A 23,455-nucleotide genomic window follows, 5' to 3' on the forward strand; every position below is an offset into this window, starting at 1 on the left:
TCGCAGATTGCGCACAGGATACGTCAACGCGCGGTCCCACCCTTGCGGGATGGGGCCGCGTTTTTCGTGCGACTGAACGGGACAGAAGCTTGGCGACTGGGCAGATGAGGGAACCGAACGGCAGCCGGTGCGTGGTGATCGTCGGCTCGCAGTGGGGCGACGAGGGCAAGGGCAAGATCGTCGACGTGCTGGCCGAGGACGTGGACGTGGTCGCGCGCTACCAGGGCGGCAGCAACGCCGGCCACACGGTGCACGTGGGCGACGACGAGTTCATCCTTCACCAGATCCCGTCCGGCATCCTTCACCCGCGCCGCCGCTGCCTGCTGGGCAACGGCGTGGTGTTCGATCCCTTCCAGTTCTTCCACGAGCTGGACGCGCTCACCGCCCGCGGCATCGACGCCGAGGGCCGCGTGGGCGTCAGCGGGCGCGCGCACCTGCTGCTGAGCTACCACAAGGTGCTGGACCGCGCGGCCGAGGCGCGCCGCGGCGCGGGGAAGATCGGCACCACCGGGCGGGGGATCGGCCCGGCGTACGAGGACAAGGTCGCGCGCCAGGGCATTCGCCTGGCCGACCTGCGCGACTGGACGCGCGCCCAGGAGGCGCTTCGCCGCGCCGCCGCCCGCGTCAACGAGCGGCTGCACCTGTTTCAGTCCAACGAGCGGGTGGACGAGGCGGCGCTGATTGAGGAGGTGGGCTCCATCCGCGAGCGGCTGCTGGCCATCTCCGTCGATACCGGGCGGGTGATTCACGACGCCCTGCGCGCCGGGCAGAAGGTGCTGCTGGAAGGCGCCCAGGGCGCGCTGCTGGACGTGGACCACGGCACCTATCCGTACGTCACCTCGTCCAACACCACGGCGGGCGGCGCGGCGCTGGGCGTGGGCATTGGCCCGACGATGGTGGACGACGTGATCGGCGTGGTGAAGGCGTACACCACCCGCGTGGGTGAAGGCCCCCTGCCCACCGAGTTCCCCTCGCCCATGCAGGAGCAGGTGCGCGAGCTGGGCGGCGAGTACGGCGCCACCACCGGCCGCCCGCGCCGCTGCGGCTGGTTCGACGCGGTCGTGGTGCGCTACGCCGCCCGCGTGAACGGGCTGACGGGGCTGGCGGTCACCAAGCTGGACGTGCTCGACACGCTTCCCGAGCTGAAAATCGCCATCTCGTACCGCGCCGAGGGGCAGGAGCTGGATGATTTTCCGGGCGACCTGGGGCTGCTGGAGGCCGCCGAGCCGGTGTACGAGACGTTGCCGGGATGGCAGGCGTCCACGGCCGGCGCGCGCCGCTGGGAAGACCTGCCCGAGGCGGCGCAGGCGTATCTCCGCCGCCTCTCGGAGCTGACGGAGACGCCCATCTGGTACGTGTCGGTTGGCACGCGCCGCGACCAGATCATCCACGTACGGCCCTGAGCCGCACGGAGGGTCCGGGCGGCTTGGCACGGCGGGCGCACTCACTGCGCCCGCCGTCGTTTCAGGAAGGAAATGGCAGTCGAGATGACCGAATTAATCGATCCCACTGAGTCCCCTGACGTCGACGCGGCGCTGCGGCACGTAAAGCCGTCGGTGCGGTCCCTGGGCGCGTACACGCTCAAGCCGTACGAGCCGCGCATCAAGCTCAACCAGAACGAGAGCCCGTACGACGTGCCCCGGGCGCTCAAGGAGCGCATCCAGGCCCAGCTCGCCGAGCGGCCGTGGAACCGCTATCCGCCGTTCGTGGCCTCCAACTTCATCCAGGCCGTCAGCGAAGCCACGCGCTGGCCGTCGACGGGCATCCTGGTGGCCAACGGCTCCAACGAGCTGATCCAGGCGGTGCTCTCCGTCACCGTGGGCCCCGGCGTGTCGGTGGTCATCCCCGAGCCCACCTTCACGCTCTACCGGCTGATGACGGAGGTGAACGGCGGCACCGTCGCCTCCGTTCCCCTGAAGGACGACCTGTCGTTCGACGTGGAGGCGATCATCGGCGCCGCGCGCGAGACGGACGCCGCCGTCATCGTCCTCTGCACGCCCAACAATCCCAGCGGTGCGGCGCTGGGTGAAGACGAGATCCGCTGCATTCACGACGAGACGGATGCGCTGATCCTGCTGGACCAGGCGTACGTGGAGTTCGGCGGGTTCGACGCCATTCCCATGCTGGATGCGCGCCCCCGGCTGGTGGTGCTGCGCACCTTCAGCAAGGCGATGGCGATGGCGGGGCTGCGCGCGGGGTACATGCTGGCCCATCCGTCTCTCGCCGCGGAGGTGCACAAGGCCAAGCTGCCGTACAACATCAACTTCTTCACCGAAGTGGCCGCTGCCGAGGTGCTGCGCTGCCGCGCCGAGCTGGCGCCCATGGTGCACGAGATCGCGGCGGAGCGCGACCGCATCCACGAAGCACTGCGCGCGATCCCCGGCCTCCACGTGTATCCCAGCGCGGCCAACTTCCTGGTGTTCCGCGTGGAGTCGCCCCGGATTACGCACACGGAATTGTTCGATCGGCTGCTGGCGGAGTACGGAATCCTGGTGCGCGACGTATCCAAGTATCCCATGCTCGACAGGTGCCTGCGCGTGAACGCAGGTACGCTGGCGGAGAACGACGCGTTCCTGCACGCGGTCCGTACGATCATGACGGAGGAACAGGGATGAGCCGCACGGGAGAGCGCCAGCGGAAGACGCGCGAAACGGAGATCCGCGTCCGCATCGACCTGGACGGGACGGGCGAAGCCAGCGTCCGCACGGGGGTCGGGTTCTTCGACCACATGCTGGACGCGCTGGCCCGCCACGGCATGTTCAGCCTGGAGGTGGAGTGCGCGGGCGACCTTCACATCGACGCGCACCACACGGTGGAAGACGTGGGAATCGCGCTGGGCGGCGCCTTCCTGGACGCGCTGGGCGACAAGCGCGGCATCGTGCGCTACGCGGACGCGACCGTACCGCTGGACGAGGCGCTGGTCCGCGCCGTGGTGGACGTGTCAGGCCGGCCGTTCCTGCACTTCGACGTGCCCCTGCCGATGGACCAGCCGATGATCGGCCAGTTCGACGCGGCGCTCTCTGCCGAGTTCTGGCGCGGATTCGCCATGGAGGCGCGCTTGACCATGCACCTGGACGGGCTGCGCGGCGACAACGCGCATCACGTGGTGGAGGCCACCTTCAAGGCCGCAGCGCGCGCGCTGGACGCCGCCACCCGCATGGATGAGCGCCGCGCGGGCGAGGTGCCCTCCACCAAGGGCGCGCTGTGACCCGTCCGCACGTCGTTCTGCTGGACTACGGCGCGGGAAACCTGCGCTCCGTCGCCAAGGCGTTCGAGCACGAGGGCGCGGCCGTCACGATGACGGACGACCCCGCCGTGGCGCGCGCGGCCGACCGGCTCGTGCTGCCCGGCCAGGGGCACTTCGGGCAGTGCATGACGCGGCTGGAGGAGAAAGGGCTGGGCGACGCCATCCGCGAGCACGTGGCGGCCGGACGGCCCTTCATTGGCATCTGCGTGGGGATGCAGCTGCTGTACGAGGGCAGCGACGAGGCGCCGGGGGTGAGCGGCCTGGGGATGCTGGCCGGCACCGTGCGCCGCATTCCCACGGACCTGCCGCTGCCGCACGTGGGGTGGAACTCGGTGGAGTTCATCCGCGGCGCCGAGGCCGATCCCGTGCTGGCTGGCGTGGCGGGGCCGGAGCCGCGCTGGTTCTACCACGTGCACTCGTTCGCCGTGATGGAGGATGACAGCGAGACCGTTTTGGGCCGCTGCCGGTACGACGCCGCCTTCGCCAGCATCGTGGGGCGCAACAACGTGTGGGGAATCCAGTTCCACCCCGAAAAGAGCCAGGAAGACGGGCTGCGGATCCTGGGGAACTTCTCGCGGCTCTGAACCCGGACGCTCCGATGGCGCCGCTGGTGCGTACGGAGTGCCCGCTTGTGGCGGCTTCGGGCTCGTTGCGCGGCTCGTAAATCCCGTTTACCGTTCCGCTTAGGAGAGTGGGGGCGACGTCTACGGGAGGAGGCCGATGCACACCTGGAAGCTGAAGAACGCGCAGCATCGATTGCGGGAACTGGTTCGGCTGGCGCTGACGAAGGAGCCGCAGCGCCTGTCCAACGGCAAGGACGCCGTGGTCGTGATCGCAGCGAGCGAGTACGATCGCTTGCTCGGCGTCTCGGCCAAACGGGCGTCACAGGCGATGCCAGCTGCGGCTGGAGAGCGGAGAACGCGGCCGTCGTTCCTCGCGCGTATCAAGAACCTGCGGGACGGCGGATCAGTCGCGAAGCGTGAGCCAGACGTTCCGGCAGAGCGCCGTGACGCTCCCGTCCACTCGGCGCAGCGGCCAGCCCCGGGCGAGCCAGGCAGCGATCGGCAGTGGGTATGGGAGTGGGATGAAGGGGCCCAACGCTGGGCTCTGCCCTGGGAGAAGGATCTGGCCCCGGGCGAATATCCCGGTCTGGAGTTCATGAACTTCATGCAGAACTCCCCCCTTGCGGATGCGCTTCGCACGGGAGAGATCTCGGAAGAAGAGTGGGACGCGGCCATGCGGCGCAACGATCAGTGAGATGCGCTTCCTCCTCGACACGAACGTGCTCTCCGAGACGGTGCGCCAACGCCCCAACCTGGGCGTGACTGAATGGATCAACGCTCAGCCTCCGAACGAACTCGCGATTAGTGTGCTCTCGTACGGGGAGATCCGGCGGGGCGTGATTCTCCGCCCTCCAGGCCCGCGTACCGACATGCTCTGGCTGTGGCTGGGGGAGCAACTCCCGGTGAACTACAAGGACCGGACGATCCCCGTAGACGAGGCGATTGCGCTGGAGTGGGGACGAATCTCCGCGGACGCGGTTCGCACCGGCCGCGGGCTCCCCGAATCGGATGGCCTGCTTGTCGCGACGGCGATCGTGCTGAACCTGACGCTGGTCACCCGCAACGAGCGGCACTGCGCGGGGTGGGGCGCACCGCTCATCAACCCGTGGTCTGGCGAAACGCGTGACTGATTTCTTCAAGGGACATGGCTTAGGCAACGACTACGTCGCCCTGGCGATGGAGGGCCTGGGCTTCGAGTTGACGCCGCCCGCCGTGCGCCTGCTCTGCGACCGGCACACGGGAGTGGGCTCCGATGGCATCCTGGCGCGCGTCCCCTCGTCCGCCGCCGACTTCGGCGTGCGCATCTTCAACCCCGACGGCAGCGAGGCCGAGAAGAGCGGCAACGGCCTGCGCATCTTCGCAGCGTACCTGCTGGAGCAGGGCGACGTGGAAGAGCGCGCGCCCTTCACGGTGGAAACGCCCGGCGGAATCGTGCGCATGGAGGTGCTGCAGGTGTCGAGCGACGGCGTGCTGTCGGTGGAGGTGGAGATGGGCACCGCCACCTTCCGCAGCGCCGACGTGGGCCTTCCCGGGCCGGACCGCGAAACGGAGGACGAGCCGCTGGAACTGGCGTCGGGCGACGTGGTGCGCATCAACACCGTGTCCATCGGCAACCCGCACTGCGTGGTGTTCGCCGACGAGCTGGACCTGGACGACCTGCGCCGCCGGGCGCCGCAGATCAGCACCCACCCGAACTTCGAGCGCGGCGTCAACGTGCAGTTCGCCGTGCCGATGGAGCCGGACGGGGTGGAGGCCTGGGTGTGGGAGCGCGGGGCGGGCGAGACGCGCGCCTCCGGGTCCAGCGCCTGCGCGGTGGCCGCGGCGGCGGTGAGGCGCGGCATGGTGTCGGAGCGGCAGGTGGCGGTGCGCATGCCGGGGGGCACCCTGCACGTGCACGTGCGCGACGACTGGTCGCTCGTGCTGCGGGGCCCGGTGGAGTCCGTCTATCGCGGCACGCTCACGGAAGGGATGCTGCGCCGGTTGGAGATTTTGGGATGAGCCTGGCGAAGCGCATCATCCCCTGCCTGGACGTCAAGGACGGGCGGGTGGTGAAGGGCATCCAGTTCGTGGGGCTGCGCGACGCGGGCGACCCCGTGGAGCAGGCCGTCCGCTACGACGCCGAGCGCGCGGACGAGCTCTGCTTCCTGGACATCACCGCCAGCCACGAGGGCCGGGCGTCGATGCTCGACGTCATCCGCCGGACGGCGGAGAGCATCTTCATTCCGTTCACCGTGGGCGGCGGCATTCGCTCGGTCGACGACTTCAACGCCATCCTGGGCGCCGGGGCCGACAAGGTCGCCGTCAACACCGCCGCGCTGGCCGACCCTGACCTGGTGCGGCGGGCGGCAGACCACTTCGGCTCGCAGTGCGTGGTGGTGGCCGTCGACGCGCGGCGCACCACCACGGGTCAGGCGGAGAGCGGGTGGGAGGTGTACACGCACGGCGGCCGGAAGCCGACGGGCATCGACGCCGTCGCTTGGGCGCGGCGGGCGCAGGAGCTGGGCGCGGGAGAGATCCTGCTGACCTCCATGGACCGGGACGGCACCCGCGACGGCTATGACCTGCCGCTGCTGGAGGCGGTCACCCGCGAGGTGCGCATTCCCGTGATCGCGTCCGGGGGCGCGGGGGCGCTGGAGCACCTGGACAGCGCCCTGGCGGCCGGCGCGCACGCCGTGCTGGCGGCCTCGATCTTCCACTTCGGCGAGTACACGCTGGCCGAGGCGCGCCGGTACCTGGCGGCGCGGGGGCACCCCGTACGGCAGTAGTCCGGCGGCGCGGCGCGGCCCTTGCCGTTCGCGGGGGAAGGTCGTGGGTTCGAAATGGCGACGGGCGCCCCGGCGGCGGCCCCGAACGGAGGAGAGAAACGTTGAAGCACGGAATTTCGCGTAGCCTGGCCCTGGCCGCGCTGGTTAGTTCGCTTGCCGCGTGCGGTGGCGACAACGGCGGCGGGACGGAAAAAGGAAAGGGTGCCGCCAAGGGCGACACGGGCGCGGCCAAGTCGGGGAACGACAGCGCCGCGGCGCGCCCGGCCGTCAAGTACGCCATGGGCAACAGCGCGGCCGAGGCGCAGCAGTGCATGCAGCGGCGCCAGGCGCGGCTGGACTCGGCGGCCCAGGCGATGCAGGCCGACTCCGCGGCCAAGGCACCCGGGGCGGGGCGCAACCCCGTCTTCGCCAAGGAGCAGAAGTGGTATCCGCGGATGCCGGAGTTCCGCGACGGGGTGCTCCTGCCGTGCAACCGTATCATCGTGTACTACGGCAACCCGAGCTCCAAGAAGATGGGCGCCCTGGGCGAGTTCCCCCGGGACGACATGCTGGCCCGGCTGCGGCGCCAGGCCGACGCGTGGGCGCAGGCCGATCCCGGCACGCCGGTGATCCCGGGGCTGCACATGGTGGCCGTGGTGGCGCAGGGCGACCCCGGCCCCTCGGGCAAGTACCGGATCCAGGCCCGCGACAAGACGGTGGATTCCATCTACCAGATGGCGAAGTCCATCAACGGCATCTTCTTCGTCGACATCCAGGTAGGAACCGACGACATCCGCAACATCCTGCCGCGCTTCGAGTACATCCTGAAGAACCCCGACGTGCACCTGGCGGTGGACCCGGAGTTCTACATGCGCGAAGGGGTGGTTCCCGGCCGGAAGATCGGGACGATGTACGCCCGCGACATCAACTACGTCTCGGAGTACCTGGCCAACATGGTGCGGCAGCACAACCTGCCCCCGAAGGTGCTGATCATCCACCGCTTCACCCGCGGCATGGTGCCCGACGCCGAGAACGTGCAGCTGCGTCCCGAGGTGCAGGTGGTGATGCACATGGACGGCTGGGGCGCGCCGTGGCTGAAGTACGACTCGTACCGGGACTACATCCTGCGGCACCCGGTGCAGTTCACGGGGTGGAAGAACTTCTACCACAACGACACCAAGGGCGGCGGCCCGCTGACCACGCCGCGGGACCTGATCCAGTTGTACCCGGAACCGCTCTACGTGCAGTACCAGTAGCGGACTACCGGGACGAGGAGAGGCGCCGGCCCCCGCGGGTCGGCGCCTCTCCTCGTTCTTGGCGGCAGAAAGGGCGGGCACCTCGCGGCGCCCGCCCTTCTTTCGTCCCCCGGGAGACCTCAGGCGCGGGCGAGGTCGCGGTCCAGGTTCACTTCCATGGTCCCGCCCGACTCGTGGTCGGCGTCGGGCGCGTCCCAGTCGGTGAGCGCCGCCGAAACGGCCGTCACCGCCGTCAGCCCCAGGAAGAAGTTGCGGGCGCGCCGGTTGTCGGCGAAGCCCAGCAGCCAGGGCAGGAAGGGAAGGGCGGCCCCGATGGCCACCTCGGCGGCGCCGTGGCCCTTGAAGGGCAGCAGGCGCTTGGCCGCGAGCGGATAGTCGGTCATCAGCGAAAGGCCCAGGTACCCGGCGGCCAGCCCGTACGCCAGCCCCTCGGCCGAGCGCGGAAAGCCGAGGGCCCGCGGCGCCGCGGCTACCGTGGCCACCGTGGTGTAGTCGATCATTCCGTGCGCCCGCGCGTTCAGCGGTTTCTTCATCGTCATCCTCCTGGTTTCGTGGACGTTGGGGCCGCACGCAGTGGCAAACGGTGTGCCCACGTGGGCGCATCTGTCAATCTGCCAACGGGTTGCGTCGACGCCTCGGCTCCCGTTGCCAAAGGCCCGGTTCGTGCTTCCACCCGGCGGCTTTCGCGATCAGCGACCAAACCTTTGGAACGGGGAGATCTCGATGCCGACACGCAGGGCGAGCGCGACGTGGGAAGGCGGACTGCAGAAGGGGAACGGCAGCTTCAGCGGCGAGAGCGGCGCCATCGCGGGCGCCTACTCGTTCGGCACCCGATTCGGGGGCGAGCCGGGGACCAACCCCGAGGAACTGCTGGCCGCGGCCGAGGCGGCGTGCTTCAGCATGGCTCTGTCCCTCGGGCTGGAGAAGAATGGAACGCCGCCCACGCGGGTGCACACCGATGCCGCCTGCACCATCGACAAGGTGGGCGAGGGCTTCAAGATCACTACCATGCAGCTGCAGGTGACGGCGCGGGTGGACGGGATCGACGACGCGACGTTCCAGTCCATCGCGCAGGCCACGAAGGTGGGGTGCCCCGTGTCGCAGGCGCTCGCCGGGGTCGACATCCAGCTGCAGGCCACCCTGGAGTCCGGCGCCGCCTGATTCGGTCCGGCCGAGCGGATGCGCAGACGAAAGCGGCCCGACGCACGAGCGCCGGGCCGTTGTTCGGTTAGTTCGTCAGACGGTTCAGCTCGGGGGCCGGGCGACCTGGAAGGTCACGATGTTCGAGCGGTGGCTGAGCTTGTAGTCCCGGCGCTCGCCGCGGGTGACGTGATAGCTGGAGACCACCGCGTAGGCCGCGTACTCGCCCGGCTGGGGCGCCGCCGCCAGCCATGCATCGTCCACGCGCACGGAGTCGTTCGCCGGCACCTCCAGCGACGTGGGCGTGCTGATGCAGGTGCTGCCGCCGCCGGGCGGGTGGACGATCGACTTGTCCTCCGTCAGCACGAACATCTCTACCTGGCACTGGCTTTCGAACTCCAGCTTCAGCGGCTCGCGCTCGCGGTTGATCACCCAGGCGCTCATGTGCAGCGAATCGCCCGGCGCGATGGTATCGCCCGGGGTGGTGCGCAGGCGCACGCTGACCGCCGGCTTCCTTTCGCTGCCGGTTTCGCAGGCGGCGAGCGCCAGGAGCAGCGCGGCGAACGCCGGGAGGCGGCGGGTCATGCCTGGTTTCTCCTGAGCAGAAAGCGGGGGATGGCGGCCTGGAAGGTGGCGCCGTCGGGCCGCTCCATCACGTAGTATCCCTCCATGTGGCCCTCGGGCCCGCGCAGCACGCAAAAGCTCTGGTATTCGTGCACGCCTCCCGGCGCGATCAGCGGCTCCTGTCCCACCACGCCCTCGCCCTGCACCTCGCTGTCGCCCGCGGCGGGGTCGTGGATGAACCAGTGCCGCCACCGGAGGCGCGCCGGCTGGTCGCCCACGTTCTCGATGCGGATGCCGTACGCGAAAACGAAGCGCGGCTCGGACGGGTCCGAGTGCGCCTCCAGGTAGTAGGGCGTCGCGGTGACGCGAATTCCGTCGGTGATGCGGTAGAACAGCATGGCGTGCCCGGGTCGGTGTGCGCTCGGCGGGATAGATAGGGCGCGCACCGGCCCGGGTCAACGCTCAGGCTGTTCATCACCCGCGCTGCCTTCTACATTTTCGGCCATCGCCGCGCATCTACCCCCGCGATCCGAACACACTCATGGAGCACCTGAAGGCGCTGATCCGCGACGTTCCCGACTTCCCTCTTCCGGGCATCCTGTTCCGCGACGTTACCCCCCTGCTGCGGCACCCGCGCGGTTTGGCGGACGTGGTGGACGCGTTCGCCCAGCGGTACCGAGGCCGCGACGTGGACGCGGTGGTGGGCATCGAGTCGCGCGGCTTCCTCTTCGGTGCGCCGCTGGCCGTGGCGCTCGGCGTGGGTTTCGTGCCGGTGCGCAAGCCGGGGAAGCTGCCGGCCGACCGCATCAGCCAGTCGTACGAGCTGGAATACGGCACCAACACGCTGGAGATCCACCGCGACGCGCTGCTCCCGGGCGAGTCGGTGGTGGTGGTCGACGATCTGCTGGCCACCGGCGGCACAGCCAATGCCGCCGCTTCGCTGGTCCGCGCGCTGGGTGCGCACGTCGTGGAGCTCGCCTTCGTGGTGGAACTCGGCTTCCTGCGCGGCCGCGAGCGCCTGGTCGACGATCCCGTGCACTCGCTGATCACGTATTAGCATCTCGAGGCCGCCAGCCCTGCTGGGGCGACTGAAGTCGCGGCGTCGCGGCAACGACGGCCCAAAGTCCGCCTTCGCGGACTGCGCGCGAAATCCAGTGCACCAGGCCAGCCGACGCGCGATCGAATTCTCCCTTTCCCCTGCGAAGCGGGGGAGAGGGTCGGGGAGAGGGGGCTGCCAAGGCATTCACCGGCTGCCAGCCTCACCCGGTTCGAAGTTCTCCCCTCTCCCGGCGCAGTTTGCCGGGGGAGGGGCGGGGGAGGGGCCCGCCGAGGCATGCGCCGCAGCTATTTGAAACGCCCCTCGCCACGCGGCACGGAACTGGCCCGCCGGGCCGCCGAGCAATCAGCGGTCGACCAGCAATCGGGAGATACGGATGGAAGCGGTACCGCAGGAAGCGGTGGAGATCCTCAAGAGCACCAGGACCATCGCCGTGCTGGGGATGAAGGGCGACGACGATGCGATGGCCCCCGCGCACGGCGTGCCGATGTACCTGGCCGCCCACGGGTACCAGATCACTCCCGTGAACCCCAAGCTGGCCCGGGACGGCTACCCCGGCGCGGTCGCCAGCCTGGGCGACCTGCCCGCCGCGCCGGACCTGGTGCAGGTGTTCCGCGGCTCGGACCAGGTGGCGAAGCACGTGGACGAGCTCCTGGCGCTCAAGCCGAAGGCCGTCTGGCTCCAGCTCGGCATCCGGAACGACGAGGCCGCGGCGCGGCTGCAGGAGGCCGGCATCCGCGTGGTGCAGGACCGCTGCATGTACAAGGACCACCACGCGCTCTCGGACGCAGGCGAGATCTGATCGGCCGGTGGCGGCTCGGGAACGACGACGAGGCGCGGAGGGAGCATTCCCCCGCGCCTCTTTTCTTCAGCCGACCCTCGAGCCCGAGCTACACGCGCCGTCCCTGGTCGATCGGTCCCTCGGTGCCCAGCGGCACGCCCGTCGGGACAACGCCCGCGCGACCCGCCGGCCGGAGCGCATCGTACACCCACGCCGCCGCGAGCATCCCGGCGATCGGCGCGATCCAGTAGATCCAGTGCCCCTCCCATCCACCTCCCGCCAGCGCCGGACCCAGCGTCCGCGCTGGATTCATCGACGCGCCCGTCAGCGGCCCGCCTACCATCGCGCAGAAGCCGATCGTCACGCCCACGGCCAGCCCGGACGCGCCCGCCGTGGCGCGCTCGTCCGTGGCCACGCCCATGATCACGAACATCAGCACGAACGAAAGCAGGAACTCCACGCCGAACGCCGCCCCGTGCGGCACCGAGGGTAGGCTGGCACCCACGTCGCCGACGCTGCCCAGCGCCGCGCGCGAGGCGAACGACGCCAGGGTGGCGCCCGCGCACTGGGCGAGGACGTAGGGCAGTACCTCGCGTGCGGGGAACCGGCCGCGCGACGCCAGCCCGATGGTCACCGCCGGGTTGATGTGCGCGCCCGAAAGGTGCCCCAGCGCATACACCATCGCGGTCACCACGAAGGCGAAGGCGAGCGCCACGCCGGGGTGGCCCAGCGCGTCGGTCCGCGCATTCACCATCACCGCCCCGGGGCCGATCAGGACGAGAAAGAATGTGCCCAGCGCCTCGGCGCCGGCGCGCCTGTACAGGTCCGTCACGTGTCGCCTCCGGTGTTGGTGTCCGGCCGCGGCGATCCGCCCCGGCGCAGTTGATCGGCAAAGTCGTCGGGCAGTTCGCTCTGGCGGATGCCCTCCATCGCCCGCTCCACGTCGTACTCCACGCGCACCACCTCCACGAGCACGCTGCCATCCACCGTCAGCACGACGTAGCCCGCGCGCCAGTCGCCATCCTTGGGGCGCCCCACCGAGCCGGTGTTCACGAAATGGATGCCGCCCACCTCCCGGTGCCACGGCACGTGCGTGTGGCCGAAACAGATCACGTCACCGGCCGACGCGCCCGCCTGCGCGGCCATCTTCAGGCAGAAGTCGTCCGGGCGGTCCGCCGTCCAGTACAGCGTGTTGAGGGTGGGCGTACCGTGCACCAGGATCACGCGGGGCCCCGGCGCGTGGCCGCCGTTGGGCCGCAGGTCCAGGCGAAACGGAAGCGCGGCCAGGAACGCCTTCGTTTCCCGCGACACGTGCTCGCGCGTCCACGCGTAGCTCAGGTGCGAAAGCTCCTCCTGCCGGGCGTCCTCGTACTTGCAGCCGCAGTGCTTGTAATCCGCGGCCACGGTGGAGTCGTAGTTTCCCGCCACGCCCGCGATGCCGGCCGCGCGGATGGTGTCGACGCTTTCGTGCGGCCACGGCGCGTATCCCACCAGGTCGCCCAGGTGATACGTCGCGTCCACGTCGCCCCGGGCTGCGATGGACGCCAGCACCGCCTGCAGCGCCGGGAGGTTGGCGTGAATGTCGGAGATCAGCGCGTAGCGCATGGGAGTCCGGCGGATCATCGGGTGGATGCGGCGGAAGGATACGGGGCGGGGCAGGGCCGGGGAAGAGGGGCACGATGGTAGCCGATGCGAAGGATTTCAGATGTTTGGCACGATCCTTCCCTTGGAGCTGTCCAGAAGGTGTCTCGTAACCCGTTGCAGAAGCGCTATCTATGCTGAGAGCACGAGTCCGGGGAGTGTCGTTGGCGCTGGCGTTTGCGGGTGTGCTGTTCGGGGGAGGGCTGGCCCGGGCGCAGGACAGTACCACGGTGCGCAGCGAGGCGGCGGAGGAGCGCCGGACTCCTACCGGCCCGTTCGCGCTCGTCGTCGACCTGTCGGAGCGCGAGTTGTACGTGATGCGGGGCGACGAGGTGGAGCGGACGTACCAGGTGGCGATCGGAAAGCCCGAGCACCCCACGCCCCGCGGCTCGTTCAACGTCCGCCGGCTGATCTGGAATCCGCGGTGGGTTCCGCCCGATGCCGCGTGGGCGCGCAACCGCCGGGCGCGCGCGCCGGGCGACCCGCGCAACCCCATGGGCCGGGTGAAGATCTTCTTCCGCGCGCCGGACTACTACATCCACGGCACGCACCAGGAAGATTCCCTGGGCCAGGCCGAAAGCCACGGCTGCATCCGCATGCGCAACGCCGACGTGATCGAGCTTGCGCAGATGGTGATGGAGAACGGCGGCGCGCGCCGCAGCCCCAGTTGGTTTCAGCAGGTGATCAACCGCGTGCGGTCCACCGCCGAGGTGGGGCTCTCGTCGCCGGTCACGCTACGGATACGCGAGTAGCCGCGCGATTTGAGATTCTTGGACGGGGCCCAGTGGATGCGGGCCCCGTTCTCATTTCACCCGACATCGCCCATGCACCTGGTTCAGATCCTGGTTCCGCTGCGCGACAACGACGGGAACCCGTTCCCCCGGGCGTGGCTGGACGCGCTGCGCGTGGAACTGACGGAGCGATTCGGCGGGGTGACGGCTCACCTGCGCGCACCTGCGGCCGGCGCGTGGAAGGACGACGATGGCGACCTGGCGCGCGACGACGTGGTGACCGTCGAGGTGATGGCGGAAAAGCTGGATCGTGACTGGTGGTCCGCCTTCGGGAAGCGGCTGGCGGAGCAGTACCGTCAGGAAGAGATGATGATGCGCGCCCTTCCCTGCGAGAGGCTCTGAGGGATCGCCACAGATCGCTCCAAGCGGTCCGCTGGCGCGTCCCGGTCGGGCCGTAGATCGCGCATGCCAAACCTGCCGAAGCGCACCTGTCATCCCGCCATGTGACCGAACCTGCCGAAGCGCACATGTCATCCCGACGGAGCGGCCACGCGTAAGCTGCGTCTGCATCACATTTTGCAGCGACCGAGGGATCCGCCACACACTCGCCCTGACGCACCGCACCGGCCGTTGCGTCGGATGTCAGGCTGTGCGGTACCCCATGCGTCGCCCAACCTGGCATCAACTCCCTCACCTCCGAGGCGACCACGGGAGATAGGCTCGGGCGTTCCGGCCGCTGGGACGCATCACGCGAGGTGTGTGGCGGATCCCTCGGTCGCTGCGGTCCTCGTTGTGGCCGCTGGTTCTCCGTGGCCGCTCCGTCGGGATGACATCGCCGGGCTCGTCCTCGTCACGAGGAGGGCGGCCGGTCCTCGCCAAGGGGTGGCGCGACTGGCGGGTCGAGCACGGTGGACGCGGGATCGGCCAAGGCCTCGCTCCGCTCCTGCGCCGCCAGCGCCTCGCGGCGGTCCCACTGGCTTCGCGCCTCCTGCGGTTCCACGTAGAGTACCCGCACGGCCACCACGATCACGGCCAGCAGCGGCGTGGCCACGAACAGCGCCATCAGCCCGAACCCCAACGCCAGCATCAGCTGCCACACCAGCAGCACGGCGGGAGGAATGTTCACCGCCCGCTGCTCCACCAGCGGAACCGTGATGGCGTTCTGCACCTGCTGGAGCAGAAAGTAGAACAGCGCCACGTACACCGCCGTCATGGGCGAGATGGTGAGCGCCACCATCATGGCCGGTGCCGCGGCGATCGTCGGGCCGAAGTTGGGAATGAACTCCATCAGCGCCGCGAACGCGGCCAGGGCCAGGGCGCCGGGAATCTTGAACAGCGTAAGCCCCACGTACGTCACCACGCCGATCAGCAGCATGGTGAGCGCCTTGCCGATCACCCACGAACGCAGGCTGCGGCCCGCCTCGTCGTAGATGCGCGTCCACTGCGGCCGCACCTCGGGCGAGATCAGCCCCAGCAGCAGCGAGCGGTACAGGTTGGGCTGCGCGGCGAAGAAGCTGGCCAGCACGATGATGGCGAACGAGCCCAGCACCGTGGTGATCATGTTGAACGCCAGCGGAACGAACCGCCCAACGAAGTCCGTGAACTGGCGGGTGACGTTCCGCGCGAACTCCGAGTTGGGTCCCTGGCCCGTCTCTTCGCCCAGCCACGTCTGGGCGTGCTCGACCGTCGCGGGAAGCTGAACCGCCAGCACGCGCATCTGGCTGACCACCTGCGGGATCATGGCCCACAGCAGCCCCACCATGCTGCCCACGAACAGAATCACCATCAGCACCAGGCCGATGCGGAACGGCAGCCCGTGTTTGGCCAGCCACCGCGCCGGCTGGTGGATGACGATGGCGATCAGGATGGCCAGCAGCACGACGAACACCGCGCCGTGCACCAACCAGAAGAAGCGCCACAGGAACAGGAACAGCATTCCCATGACGAAGATCCGCGCGACGTCGGCGGATCTCCAGACTACGCGGCGAACCTGGGCTTCTGACATTCAGACGGCGGCGCGATGCGGTTGACTGGCCTGCTCGGAAAACGGACTTCGCCGGGTGGATGCACGATTCGGGCGTGAACGCCGCGGCCGCCCCCAGAACGGCGCGAGGCCGCGCCCCCGGTGGGACGCGGCCTCGCCTGCGCGGTGCGGTGGGTCAGCTCGCGCCGCCGCCGCCACGCCCGCCGCGGGTGCCCCCGCCGCTGCCGCCGCCGCGGGCCGTCTTGGCCGCGCCGCCGCTCGATCCGCCCTTGGCGCCGCTGCCCGTGGTGCCGCCGGTGCTGCCACCCGTCGACCCTCCGGTGCTGCCGCCGGTCGTGCCGCTCGAGGCGCCGCCGCTGCGCGTGCCGGTTCCGCCCGACGTGCTGGCCGAAGCCGTGCCGCCGGTGCTCTTGCCGCGACCCTTGCTGCCGCCGCTCGCCGCCACGGCACCCGCCACCGCCGCACCCGCGGCCGCGCCCACCGCCGCGCCGGCCGCGGCACCCGCCGCGCGCCGCCTGCCCGAGGGCGTGCCCTCGCGGAAGTTCTTGCCGGCCGAGAACGAGATGGTGCTGCGCTCCGGGATCTGGATTTCCGCACCGGTGCGCGGGTTGCGGCCCGTGCGGGCGGCGCGCGTCTTCTTGCTGAACTTGCCGAAGCCGGGGATGGAAACCTCACCGAGCGAGTGCACCGCGCCCGAGATGGCACCCTCGGCCGTGTCGAAGATGGCGTCTACCGCTCGCTGCGCCGCCGCCTTGCTCAACTGGGCCTTGTCCGCGACCTGATCGATGAACTGCGACTTGTTCATTGGGCCTCTCCACGAGTGGCTGTTGAGATAAGGCGCGGCCGCTCGGCCGCCCCGCGCACCCCTGATGCAAACCCGGTTCCACTTCCGGCGGCGCCATTGCTGGGTTTAAGGCCCATCAGGCTGCAAAGTGCACGGGCCGCTGCGCCCGGACAAGCGCCGGGAGTTCTCGTCCACTGGCGCCAACTTCTTGTAGCGAAGGATGTTAGGCTGAATGTCCAGCGGTCCGAAGAGCGCCCCGCGCCGCGCAAAAACCCTGAAAACACGCCGCCGAAAGGAAACCTGCGGGAGTGCGCATCGTGGCGTCTGAAGGAGCCCGGTGCTACCGCGGGCCGCTGAACCCCTGCCGGAACGAGTCCACCACGCGGCGGGCCGCCTGCTGGGCGTTGGCGAAGGTTTCGCGGGCGCTGTCGCGGTAGCTCGCGGCGGCGGCGGACAGGTCCTGCGCGTATGCGGGCTCGGGTTCGCCGCGGCGTTTGTAGTCGCCCGCAAGGATGCGCTCGTAGGCGCCGCTCTCGAACCAGGTGCGCATTTCGGCCACGCGGATCACCGGCGCCGGGTGCGTGAGCGCCAGCACGTTGAGCACCTTGAACACCTGGTCGGCCAGGTCGCCGGTTTCGCGGTACTCCTCGGCCTGGGCCAGGAAGTCGGCCAGGTTGGTGTCGCCGGAGTCGCCGCCGGCGAACTTCAGCATGGTGCGCATGGCCGGCTGGGGGTTCTGCACCGCCAGGATCCCCGCGCGGTCGCAGCTGAGCTCGGCCTTGCGGTGCCACTCCATCAGTGCGGCGAGCACCGCGCGGGCGGCCAGCCCCACGATGGGAAAGCCCATCGTCGCCAGCTGGTACAGCACCGTCATCATCGTCAGGTACAGCGTGTGGCCGCTCATCACGTGGCCGATCTCGTGCCCCAGGATGAACCGCAGCTCGTCGTCGTCCAGCGCGTCGACCGTGGCCGAGGTGATGACGATGAACGGCTTCTGCATGCCGTACGCAAAGGCGTTGAACGTTACGTCCTGGCGCACGTACAGCGGACAGGGCTCCGCGTCGAGGGTGCGGCAGGCTTCGCCGTACAGCCGGTGCACCCGGCCGAACTGGGTGGGGCTCACGCGCACCGAGGCGGAAAGAAAGGCCAGCCGCAGCGGCTTTTCACCGAAGAAGCCGAACACCGCCCGCAGCACCTCGTCGAAGACGGGGATCTTGCGAAGCGCGTTCAGCGCGGCGCGGTCGGCCGGGTGCTCCCAGCTGCGGGGGTCGATGCCGGTGAGGATGCGGGTCTGGCGCGCCTCGGTCATGCGGGGCTCACGGATGCGGATGCAGCGAAACGGCGCGCCGGGGCGGCGCGGGGACGGAACCTGCGTACGGAAGGCGGGGCCGCGGGTTTCAGCAGGGAACCAAAGGACGGACGCACGGGGTACGCAGTACCTGGTGCTTTCGCGCCACTATCGCGTTGGAGGGGAAACGTTTAGATTTCCCCCATCCTGCATCACGACCGAACGTTCGAACGGTCATCGCCGCCCGCGGGCGGTGCACGCCGCGGTTCCACTTCTCTCTGCATCTTGGAGGATTTGCCATGCGCCGTCAACGCATCCTGAGCCTGTCGCTGGTTGCCCTGTTCGCCTTTGGCCTGCCGTCGGCGGTACAGGCGCAGCAGTCGCAGCTCCGGGGCACGTGGACGCTCAATCGTCAGCAGAGCGACGACATCAACGCCAAGATCAACACCACCGTGGCGCGGATGAACATGGTCGTTCGCCAGATCGCCCGTCCGCGCCTGCGCAGCACCAACACCGCGTACCCGCAGCTGGTGCTGACGCACGACGCCACCAACATCCGCGTCGACATGCAGGGGCGCCCCTCGGTTTCCAGCCCCGCCAACGGCCAGCCGGTGCTGTGGCACCGCGAAACCGGCCGCACCTGCCCGCAGATGAAGGGCGACTGCGTCCGCGTGAGCACCGAGTGGGAGAACGGCCGCCTGGAGCAGACCTTTCAGGCCGAGGACGGCCGCCGCGTGAACGTCTACACCGTGAGCGCCGACGGCAACACGCTGACGATGAACGTCACCATCACCAGCCCGCGCCTGCCGCAGCCGCTTACCTACCGCCTGGTGTACAACCGCGCGCGGTAAGCTCCGCACGGAGTCGTCGGACGAACGAGAAAGGCGGCCCCGCGAGGGCCGCCTTTCTCGTTCCCGGCACCTTACGCCCCCGCCTCGCGGTCCGGGTGCTGCACCTCGCCATCGTCGAACTCGGCGGGGAGCAGCGAGGGAACGATGCCGCCGCGCGTTTCCCAGGCATCGAACACCTCGGCGTAGCGCAGGCCGTACGGCTCGCCCGTCACGCGCAGCCGCCGGTCGATCCATTCCGCGTTGCCGAAGCCGATGTTTTCCCGGTAGAAGCGGCCCAGCTCGTGGATCTGCTCGCGGAAGGGCTCCACGTCCACCGCCACGGCGGGCAGCGCGGAGTGGGCGCCGCGAAAGGTGAAGACGGGCACCGGTGCGCGGTGCGGCTGCCCGGGGCCCACCACCTTGGCGATGCGGGCCAGGGTGATGGCGTCGCGGAAGATCTTGCCGCTGGCCTGGTGGTCGGGGTGGCGCATGCCGCGCCCCCAGGCGTCGCCCCAGGTGAGCAGCGCGTCGGGGCGAATCTCCGCTAACAGCCGGGCGACGCGGTGGGCGCTCTCGGGACTGGCGTCGATCGAGCAGTCCGCGAAGTCCATGAACCGCGTTTCCACACCCAGGATTTCGCCCGCGCGGCGGCCGTGCTCCTCGCGCCGGGCGGCCACCTCGGCGGTGGGGATGGGGCCCAGCGCCTCCGTCATCTCTCCGCGCGTCAGCCACACCACCACCACGCGGTCGCCCCGCGCCCGCTGGGCCAGGATGGTTCCCGCGGCCCCCACCTCGTCGTCCGGGTGGGCCAGCCCCACCAGCAGCGTTTTCTGCATCCGTCCTCGTCTCCCGTTCGCACGCGCTCCGTGGGGCGGAAATGTCCGCGCTGCCGGCGGCTACGGCAAGGCGCGTGCATCCGCGCGCCCACAGCGCCATGGGACGAGGTCCGCGTGAGCGGATCGGTGCTGGCGGATCATCGAGTGACGATCGCGGGTACCTCGCCCGGCTCCGCATCCGCCCACCGCGGCGCGGGATCGGCGGCCGGGATCGCGATCCGCTCCGGGCGCGGCGGCGAGATCCGCATCCGCTCGTCCGCGTCCTCCGTGTCGACGGGCAGCGGCCGGCGACTGGCGAAGAGCGTCGCGAACACGTCGTCCATCCGCCGCTGGAGCGCGGGAGAGACGCGACTGTCGGCGCACGCCGCAAGCTCCGCTCGCTCACCTCCGATCATCGCCATCCACCCCCCAGAGTCGCCGGTTGACACCCGCCGTCGTGAGGGCGTCAATGTACCGAATGAAAACCGAAGATGCAAGTTTTTGATTCGGGTGGACGGCCGTTAGTAGAGACGTGCCTGTCCGCGGCGGTATGGATCCTTCCCGTCTGGTGAGTCGTGGTGAATCCGCGCACGGGCGTGGGGGAAAGGCGGTTTGCGGCCCTTTCCACGCGGCGGCGGTTGGACATAGCTTCGAGCGGCGCACCGATCACCCTAGACCCGGATTCCGTTGCTCGCGGCTCTGCTCTACTCCCTTCCGTGGCTGCTCCTTCCCGTGCTGGTGGCCGCGTTCGTCCGGCGGCGGCCCCGACTGGACGAGTGCCCGCCGGTGGCGGATGGAGACGCCCCGCTGGTGACGGTGATCGTCCCCGCGCGGAACGAGGCGCACAACGTGGGCGACTGCGTGAGCGGGCTGCTGGCGTCCGCGTATCTCCGCCTGCGGGTGGTCGTGGTGGACGACGCTTCCGAGGACGGCACGGCGGCAGTCGCGCTGGGGGCGGGAAAGGGCGATCCACGGCTGCTCGTGATCGATGCCGCGCCGCTGCCGGCCGGGTGGTTCGGCAAGCCGTGGGCGTGCGAGCAAGGGGTGCGGCAGGCGGAGGGCGAGCTGATCGCCTTCTGCGACGCCGACATGCGCGTGGAGCCGGAACTGGTGGGGCGGAGCGTGGCGGCGCTGAGGGCGCACGGGGCGGCGCTGCTGTCGGCGGTGCCGCGCCAGGTGCTGGGCGGGTTCTGGGAGCGCGTGGTGATGGCGCAGGTGGGAATGCTGTTCCTTGCCCGCTACCCTGACGCCGGGCGCGTCAACCGTTCCCCCCGCACCCGCGACAAGATCGCGCTCGGCGGATACATTCTCGTGCGGCGCGACGCGTACCAGGCCGTGGGCGGACACCGCGCCGTGCGCCACGAGGTGTCGGAAGACATGGCGCTGGCCCAGCGCTTTCACGCGGCCGGCCACGCGCCCGTGCTGGTGCACGCCGAGCCGTACCTCCGGGTGAGGATGTACCGCTCGCTGGCGGAAATCGTGGAGGGGTGGGGAAAGAACCTGGCGAGCTCGTCCACGCGGACGGCGCCGGGTCCGCTCGCCGTGCTGGTGCCCTGGCTGCTGGTGAGCGGCCTGTTCTTCTTCTGGCTGCTGCCGCCGCTGGTGCTGGTTCGCGGCGCGCTGGGCATCGTGGGCGCGCCGTGGGTTCCGGCGGCCGGTTTGGCGCAGGCCGTGTCGCTCGGGTTCTGGGCGGCCATGTACCGGCGCGAGGGGCAAAACCCGCTCTACGCGGCCCTGGCGCCGCTGGGTGCGCTGGTGATGGCGGCAATCATCATCCGCAGCCTGCTGAGCGGCGGGCGCGTGACGTGGAAGGGCCGGCGATACGCGCCGGCCGCCGCGCGGGGATGAACGAGGGCCGACGATGAAGCTGCACGTGCTCGACCGCACCCAGCGGGTGCCGATTCCGCTGGAGCAGGCGTGGGACTTCTTTTCCGACGCGCGCAACCTGGCGACGATCACCCCGCCCGAGATGGGCTTCGAGGTCACGTCGCCGCTGCCCGAGCGCATGTACGCGGGGATGATCATCATCTACCGCGTCCGCCCGCTGCTGGGCGTTCCCGTCACCTGGGTGACGGAGATCACGCACGTGGAAGAGCAGGTGCGCTTCGTGGACGAGCAGCGCTTCGGCCCGTACCGCTTCTGGCATCACCAGCACCTGTTCCGCGCGATTCCGGGCGGCGTGGAGATGCGCGACATCGTGCACTACGCGCTGCCGCCGGGCGGCGGCGTGGCGCGCCGCTGGCTGGTGACGCCCAAGCTGGAACAGATCTTCGACTACCGGCGCAAGGTGTTGCATGACCGGTTCGGCCTGCTGGCCTGATCCCCCCTCCCGCATCCGATGAACTCGCAGGAAACGGGCTTTCCCGCGTTCCCCCGCCTGGTGCACGAGGCACAGCCGCACCCCATGCTCACGCGCGGGGCGCTGCTTTGCGGCGTGCTGAGCCTTGCCATCATCGCGTCGCAGCTGGGGCCGCGGGCGTTCCTGCTGGGCTTTGCCGTCGCGGCGCTGCCGGTGCCCATCTACGTGGTGCTCGTCCTGTGGCTGGACAGGTTCGAGCCGGAGCCGGCGCGTACCCTGGCGCAGACCTTTGCGTGGGGCGCCACGGTGGCCGTGTTCGTTGCGCTGATCGTCAACTCGGTGACGGAAGAGGCGGTAGGCGGGGTGCTGGGGCCCGACGCGGGCGAGCTGTTCGGCAGCCTGGTGACCGCGCCGGTGATCGAGGAGGTGGCCAAGGGCGTGGCGCTGCTGCTGCTGTACCGCGAGCTCAAGGACGAGTTCGACGGGGTGATCGACGGCGTGGTGTACGCGTCGATGGTGGGGCTGGGCTTCGCGATGATCGAGAACGTGCAGTACTACGGCGACGCCATCGCGCGGGGCGACGAAAGCTCGGTGCTGACGTTCTTTCTGCGCGGCATGATGTCGCCATTCGCGCATCCGCTGTTCACCAGCATGTTCGGCATCGGGCTGGGGTACGTGCGCGAGCGGCACGGCCAGGGAACGCGCTGGCTGGCGCCGCTGCTGGGGCTGCTCGTAGCCGTGCTGCTGCACTCGTTGTGGAACCTGGCGGCGAGCTTCGAGGGCTGGTTCCTGGCCCTGTACCTGGCGGTGATGCTGCCCGCGTTCCTGGCGGTGCTGGGGCTGATCTACCTGTCTCTGCTGCGCGAGGGACGCGTGCTGCGCCAGCACCTCGCCTCGCTTGTGGGAGACGGCGTGCTGACCGGTGAAGAGCTGGAGGCACTCTGCCGGGTGCGCGCGCGGCTGGAGGCCAGCATGGCGGCGTGGCGCCGGGGCGGGGTCACGCACTGGCGCGACCGCCGCGAGATGCACCGCATCGCGAGTGAGCTTGCGTTCCACCGGTGGCGGGTGCTGCGCGGGCTTTCGCTGGGGCCGGATGCGGACGCCGAGCGAGAGGCGGAATACCTGGGCCGCCTCTGCGAGCTGTGCGCCGTAGCCCGAACCCTGCAGGGCGGGCGTGATGCGGGTCCGGGCGGGGCTCTGCCGTCCTGAAAGCTCATCCTGTCAGACCGCAACGAGCCCTGTCATCCTGACCCCGAAGCCACACCGAGCCCTGTCATCCTGAGGCCCAAGCGCGGCCGAATTTGCCCGCAGCACCCCCTTCGCGGGCCGAAGGATCTAGCCAGGCGCCACTTCTCAACCGGCGCGCGGCAGCGGTCACGGACCCCGAGGACTCGAATGCGGCGGCAAGGGGCCCCGCAGAGCAGAGCCTGGCACCGGCCCCGGCACGGGCGACTGAAGTCGCTGCGTCGCTGCAACAACCACACGAAGTCAACGCCTGCGCGGACTGGCTTGTTTCGGTGTGAGGCGGTCTGGGTGGCGCGTCCGGACTTCGCGTGGGCGTGCGGGTGAAGCCCTGAGCGGGTCGCGACAGCGGCCCGTGTCGGGGCTTGCGATGCAAAGAAGTGCGTCAAGACTCTGGCCGAAGTCGAATGGCCGCACTACTTTCGGCGGCGGACGGCGTTGTGCGCCGGCCGCGCTTTCGCTTTCCTGCTTTCCCCAGTACCGAAGTCC

27 protein-coding genes and 1 pseudogene are annotated in these 23,455 nt (G+C 69.9%); 18 read left to right on the forward strand and 10 right to left on the reverse strand.

Annotated elements, in window-relative coordinates; all coding sequences use genetic code 11:
* The first annotated feature begins 104 nt into the window (after positions 1-104).
* The 9 genes from VF632_RS11360 (at position 105) to VF632_RS11400 (ending at position 7,810) form a co-directional block, all read left to right on the forward strand.
* Positions 105-1,403, forward strand: coding sequence for an adenylosuccinate synthase (locus VF632_RS11360; protein ID WP_331023004.1), 1,299 nt, complete (start codon positions 105-107; stop codon positions 1,401-1,403).
* Between the two features lie 84 nt (positions 1,404-1,487).
* Entirely contained in the window at positions 1,488-2,615 is a 1,128-nt protein-coding gene (hisC, locus tag VF632_RS11365; protein ID WP_331023005.1) for a histidinol-phosphate transaminase, read from the forward strand.
* A complete protein-coding gene (hisB, locus tag VF632_RS11370; protein ID WP_331023006.1) occupies positions 2,612-3,208 on the forward strand; it encodes an imidazoleglycerol-phosphate dehydratase HisB in 597 nt (198 codons plus the stop codon). The genes hisC and hisB overlap by 4 nt, the downstream gene beginning before the upstream one ends.
* Positions 3,205-3,831, forward strand: a complete 627-nt coding sequence (hisH, locus tag VF632_RS11375; RefSeq protein ID WP_331023007.1) for an imidazole glycerol phosphate synthase subunit HisH — start codon at positions 3,205-3,207, stop codon at positions 3,829-3,831. Before hisB ends, hisH begins: the two co-directional genes overlap by 4 nt.
* A gap of 136 nt (positions 3,832-3,967) precedes the next feature.
* A complete protein-coding gene (locus VF632_RS11380; RefSeq protein ID WP_331023008.1) occupies positions 3,968-4,504 on the forward strand; it encodes a hypothetical protein in 537 nt (178 codons plus the stop codon).
* Between the two features lies 1 nt (position 4,505).
* Positions 4,506-4,940, forward strand: coding sequence for a type II toxin-antitoxin system VapC family toxin (locus tag VF632_RS11385; protein ID WP_331023009.1), 435 nt, complete (start codon positions 4,506-4,508; stop codon positions 4,938-4,940).
* Positions 4,933-5,808 (forward strand): diaminopimelate epimerase, encoded by an 876-nt coding sequence (gene dapF, locus VF632_RS11390; RefSeq protein ID WP_331023010.1) that lies wholly within the window; start codon positions 4,933-4,935, stop codon positions 5,806-5,808. Before VF632_RS11385 ends, dapF begins: the two co-directional genes overlap by 8 nt.
* Positions 5,805-6,575, forward strand: coding sequence for an imidazole glycerol phosphate synthase subunit HisF (gene hisF, locus VF632_RS11395; protein ID WP_331023011.1), 771 nt, complete (start codon positions 5,805-5,807; stop codon positions 6,573-6,575). Before dapF ends, hisF begins: the two co-directional genes overlap by 4 nt.
* A 101-nt stretch (positions 6,576-6,676) precedes the next feature.
* Positions 6,677-7,810 carry a hypothetical protein gene (locus VF632_RS11400; protein WP_331023012.1) on the forward strand — a complete coding sequence of 378 codons (1,134 nt, stop codon included), beginning with the start codon at positions 6,677-6,679 and terminating at the stop codon, positions 7,808-7,810.
* A 119-nt stretch (positions 7,811-7,929) separates the two neighbouring features.
* Here the strand turns inward: VF632_RS11400 and VF632_RS11405 are convergent, their stop codons facing one another.
* Complete coding sequence (locus VF632_RS11405; protein WP_331023013.1) at positions 7,930-8,343, reverse strand: hypothetical protein; 414 nt, start codon at positions 8,341-8,343, stop codon at positions 7,930-7,932.
* A 190-nt stretch (positions 8,344-8,533) separates the two neighbouring features.
* On the opposite strand from VF632_RS11405, the gene VF632_RS11410 reads away from it, so the two are divergent.
* Complete coding sequence (locus tag VF632_RS11410) at positions 8,534-8,971, forward strand: OsmC family peroxiredoxin (RefSeq protein ID WP_331023014.1); 438 nt, start codon at positions 8,534-8,536, stop codon at positions 8,969-8,971.
* Positions 8,972-9,055: 84 nt separating this feature from the next.
* Here the strand turns inward: VF632_RS11410 and VF632_RS11415 are convergent, their stop codons facing one another.
* Complete coding sequence (locus VF632_RS11415; RefSeq protein ID WP_331023015.1) at positions 9,056-9,535, reverse strand: BsuPI-related putative proteinase inhibitor; 480 nt, start codon at positions 9,533-9,535, stop codon at positions 9,056-9,058.
* Positions 9,532-9,912, reverse strand: coding sequence for a Co2+/Mg2+ efflux protein ApaG (gene apaG / locus VF632_RS11420; RefSeq protein WP_331023016.1), 381 nt, complete (start codon positions 9,910-9,912; stop codon positions 9,532-9,534). The genes VF632_RS11415 and apaG overlap by 4 nt, the downstream gene beginning before the upstream one ends.
* A gap of 143 nt (positions 9,913-10,055) precedes the next feature.
* On the opposite strand from apaG, the gene VF632_RS11425 reads away from it, so the two are divergent.
* Both VF632_RS11425 and VF632_RS11430 read left to right on the forward strand, forming a co-directional pair.
* Positions 10,056-10,571, forward strand: coding sequence for an adenine phosphoribosyltransferase (locus tag VF632_RS11425; protein ID WP_331023017.1), 516 nt, complete (start codon positions 10,056-10,058; stop codon positions 10,569-10,571).
* 376 nt (positions 10,572-10,947) lie between these two features.
* On the forward strand, positions 10,948-11,373 hold the full coding sequence (locus tag VF632_RS11430) for a CoA-binding protein (RefSeq protein ID WP_331023018.1): 426 nt from the start codon (positions 10,948-10,950) through the stop codon (positions 11,371-11,373).
* A gap of 88 nt (positions 11,374-11,461) precedes the next feature.
* Here VF632_RS11430 and VF632_RS11435 read toward each other — a convergent pair whose 3' ends face one another.
* Complete coding sequence (locus VF632_RS11435; RefSeq protein ID WP_331023019.1) at positions 11,462-12,184, reverse strand: MIP family channel protein; 723 nt, start codon at positions 12,182-12,184, stop codon at positions 11,462-11,464.
* The gene (locus VF632_RS11440; protein WP_331023020.1) at positions 12,181-12,975 is read right to left on the reverse strand and encodes a metallophosphoesterase family protein; all 795 of its coding nucleotides are present in this window, start codon (positions 12,973-12,975) and stop codon (positions 12,181-12,183) included. Before VF632_RS11440 ends, VF632_RS11435 begins: the two co-directional genes overlap by 4 nt.
* Before the next feature lie 182 nt (positions 12,976-13,157).
* On the opposite strand from VF632_RS11440, the gene VF632_RS11445 reads away from it, so the two are divergent.
* On the forward strand, positions 13,158-13,745 hold the full coding sequence (locus VF632_RS11445; protein ID WP_331023021.1) for a L,D-transpeptidase: 588 nt from the start codon (positions 13,158-13,160) through the stop codon (positions 13,743-13,745).
* A 72-nt stretch (positions 13,746-13,817) separates the two neighbouring features.
* On the forward strand, positions 13,818-14,126 hold the full coding sequence (locus VF632_RS11450; RefSeq protein WP_331023022.1) for a hypothetical protein: 309 nt from the start codon (positions 13,818-13,820) through the stop codon (positions 14,124-14,126).
* A gap of 448 nt (positions 14,127-14,574) precedes the next feature.
* Here the strand turns inward: VF632_RS11450 and VF632_RS11455 are convergent, their stop codons facing one another.
* From VF632_RS11455 to VF632_RS11465, 3 genes and pseudogenes are all read right to left on the reverse strand, one after another.
* Positions 14,575-15,729, reverse strand: coding sequence for an AI-2E family transporter (locus tag VF632_RS11455; RefSeq protein ID WP_331023023.1), 1,155 nt, complete (start codon positions 15,727-15,729; stop codon positions 14,575-14,577).
* 511 nt (positions 15,730-16,240) lie between these two features.
* Positions 16,241-16,513, reverse strand: a pseudogene (locus tag VF632_RS11460) (HU family DNA-binding protein); the annotation flags it as partial.
* A 319-nt stretch (positions 16,514-16,832) separates the two neighbouring features.
* Positions 16,833-17,801, reverse strand: coding sequence for a M48 family metallopeptidase (locus VF632_RS11465; RefSeq protein WP_331023024.1), 969 nt, complete (start codon positions 17,799-17,801; stop codon positions 16,833-16,835).
* 278 nt (positions 17,802-18,079) lie between these two features.
* Here VF632_RS11465 and VF632_RS11470 point away from each other — a divergent pair, with 278 nt between their 5' ends.
* Positions 18,080-18,631, forward strand: a complete 552-nt coding sequence (locus tag VF632_RS11470) for a hypothetical protein (protein WP_331023025.1) — start codon at positions 18,080-18,082, stop codon at positions 18,629-18,631.
* Between the two features lie 71 nt (positions 18,632-18,702).
* Here VF632_RS11470 and VF632_RS11475 read toward each other — a convergent pair whose 3' ends face one another.
* The gene (locus VF632_RS11475; protein WP_331023026.1) at positions 18,703-19,446 is read right to left on the reverse strand and encodes a PIG-L deacetylase family protein; all 744 of its coding nucleotides are present in this window, start codon (positions 19,444-19,446) and stop codon (positions 18,703-18,705) included.
* A gap of 137 nt (positions 19,447-19,583) precedes the next feature.
* Positions 19,584-19,847, reverse strand: coding sequence for a hypothetical protein (locus VF632_RS11480; RefSeq protein WP_331023027.1), 264 nt, complete (start codon positions 19,845-19,847; stop codon positions 19,584-19,586).
* 265 nt (positions 19,848-20,112) lie between these two features.
* Between VF632_RS11480 and VF632_RS11485 the strand changes: the two genes are divergently transcribed.
* From VF632_RS11485 to VF632_RS11495, 3 genes are read left to right on the forward strand one after another with little or no spacing between them, the layout of a single operon-like run.
* A complete protein-coding gene (locus tag VF632_RS11485) occupies positions 20,113-21,273 on the forward strand; it encodes a glycosyltransferase family 2 protein (protein ID WP_331023028.1) in 1,161 nt (386 codons plus the stop codon).
* A 13-nt stretch (positions 21,274-21,286) separates the two neighbouring features.
* Positions 21,287-21,745: an SRPBCC family protein gene (locus VF632_RS11490; protein WP_331023029.1), complete on the forward strand. Its 459-nt coding sequence runs from the start codon at positions 21,287-21,289 to the stop codon at positions 21,743-21,745.
* 18 nt (positions 21,746-21,763) lie between these two features.
* Positions 21,764-22,933 (forward strand): PrsW family intramembrane metalloprotease, encoded by a 1,170-nt coding sequence (locus VF632_RS11495; protein WP_331023030.1) that lies wholly within the window; start codon positions 21,764-21,766, stop codon positions 22,931-22,933.
* The last annotated feature ends 522 nt before the right edge of the window (positions 22,934-23,455 follow it).

It is taken from the genome of Longimicrobium sp. (genome assembly GCF_036388275.1).
Lineage (GTDB): Bacteria > Gemmatimonadota > Gemmatimonadetes > Longimicrobiales > Longimicrobiaceae > Longimicrobium.

Bases quoted from the DNA above. Each gene is read 5' to 3' on its own strand.
- apaG (WP_331023016.1), bottom strand. From the start codon at position 9,912: ATGCTGTTCTACCGCATCACCGACGGAATTCGCGTCACCGCGACGCCC.
- VF632_RS11495 (WP_331023030.1), top strand. From the start codon at position 21,764: ATGAACTCGCAGGAAACGGGCTTTCCCGCGTTCCCCCGCCTGGTGCAC.
- VF632_RS11465 (WP_331023024.1), bottom strand. From the start codon at position 17,801: ATGACCGAGGCGCGCCAGACCCGCATCCTCACCGGCATCGACCCCCGC.
- VF632_RS11405 (WP_331023013.1), bottom strand. From the start codon at position 8,343: ATGAAGAAACCGCTGAACGCGCGGGCGCACGGAATGATCGACTACACC.
- VF632_RS11455 (WP_331023023.1), bottom strand. From the start codon at position 15,729: ATGTCAGAAGCCCAGGTTCGCCGCGTAGTCTGGAGATCCGCCGACGTC.
- hisC (WP_331023005.1), top strand. From the start codon at position 1,488: ATGACCGAATTAATCGATCCCACTGAGTCCCCTGACGTCGACGCGGCG.
- VF632_RS11430 (WP_331023018.1), top strand. From the start codon at position 10,948: ATGGAAGCGGTACCGCAGGAAGCGGTGGAGATCCTCAAGAGCACCAGG.
- VF632_RS11480 (WP_331023027.1), bottom strand. From the start codon at position 19,847: ATGGCGATGATCGGAGGTGAGCGAGCGGAGCTTGCGGCGTGCGCCGAC.
- VF632_RS11450 (WP_331023022.1), top strand. From the start codon at position 13,818: ATGCACCTGGTTCAGATCCTGGTTCCGCTGCGCGACAACGACGGGAAC.
- hisB (WP_331023006.1), top strand. From the start codon at position 2,612: ATGAGCCGCACGGGAGAGCGCCAGCGGAAGACGCGCGAAACGGAGATC.
- VF632_RS11360 (WP_331023004.1), top strand. From the start codon at position 105: ATGAGGGAACCGAACGGCAGCCGGTGCGTGGTGATCGTCGGCTCGCAG.
- VF632_RS11490 (WP_331023029.1), top strand. From the start codon at position 21,287: ATGAAGCTGCACGTGCTCGACCGCACCCAGCGGGTGCCGATTCCGCTG.
- VF632_RS11385 (WP_331023009.1), top strand. From the start codon at position 4,506: ATGCGCTTCCTCCTCGACACGAACGTGCTCTCCGAGACGGTGCGCCAA.
- VF632_RS11475 (WP_331023026.1), bottom strand. From the start codon at position 19,446: ATGCAGAAAACGCTGCTGGTGGGGCTGGCCCACCCGGACGACGAGGTG.
- VF632_RS11380 (WP_331023008.1), top strand. From the start codon at position 3,968: ATGCACACCTGGAAGCTGAAGAACGCGCAGCATCGATTGCGGGAACTG.
- VF632_RS11410 (WP_331023014.1), top strand. From the start codon at position 8,534: ATGCCGACACGCAGGGCGAGCGCGACGTGGGAAGGCGGACTGCAGAAG.
- VF632_RS11415 (WP_331023015.1), bottom strand. From the start codon at position 9,535: ATGACCCGCCGCCTCCCGGCGTTCGCCGCGCTGCTCCTGGCGCTCGCC.
- VF632_RS11440 (WP_331023020.1), bottom strand. From the start codon at position 12,975: ATGATCCGCCGGACTCCCATGCGCTACGCGCTGATCTCCGACATTCAC.
- VF632_RS11425 (WP_331023017.1), top strand. From the start codon at position 10,056: ATGGAGCACCTGAAGGCGCTGATCCGCGACGTTCCCGACTTCCCTCTT.
- hisF (WP_331023011.1), top strand. From the start codon at position 5,805: ATGAGCCTGGCGAAGCGCATCATCCCCTGCCTGGACGTCAAGGACGGG.
- VF632_RS11470 (WP_331023025.1), top strand. From the start codon at position 18,080: ATGCGCCGTCAACGCATCCTGAGCCTGTCGCTGGTTGCCCTGTTCGCC.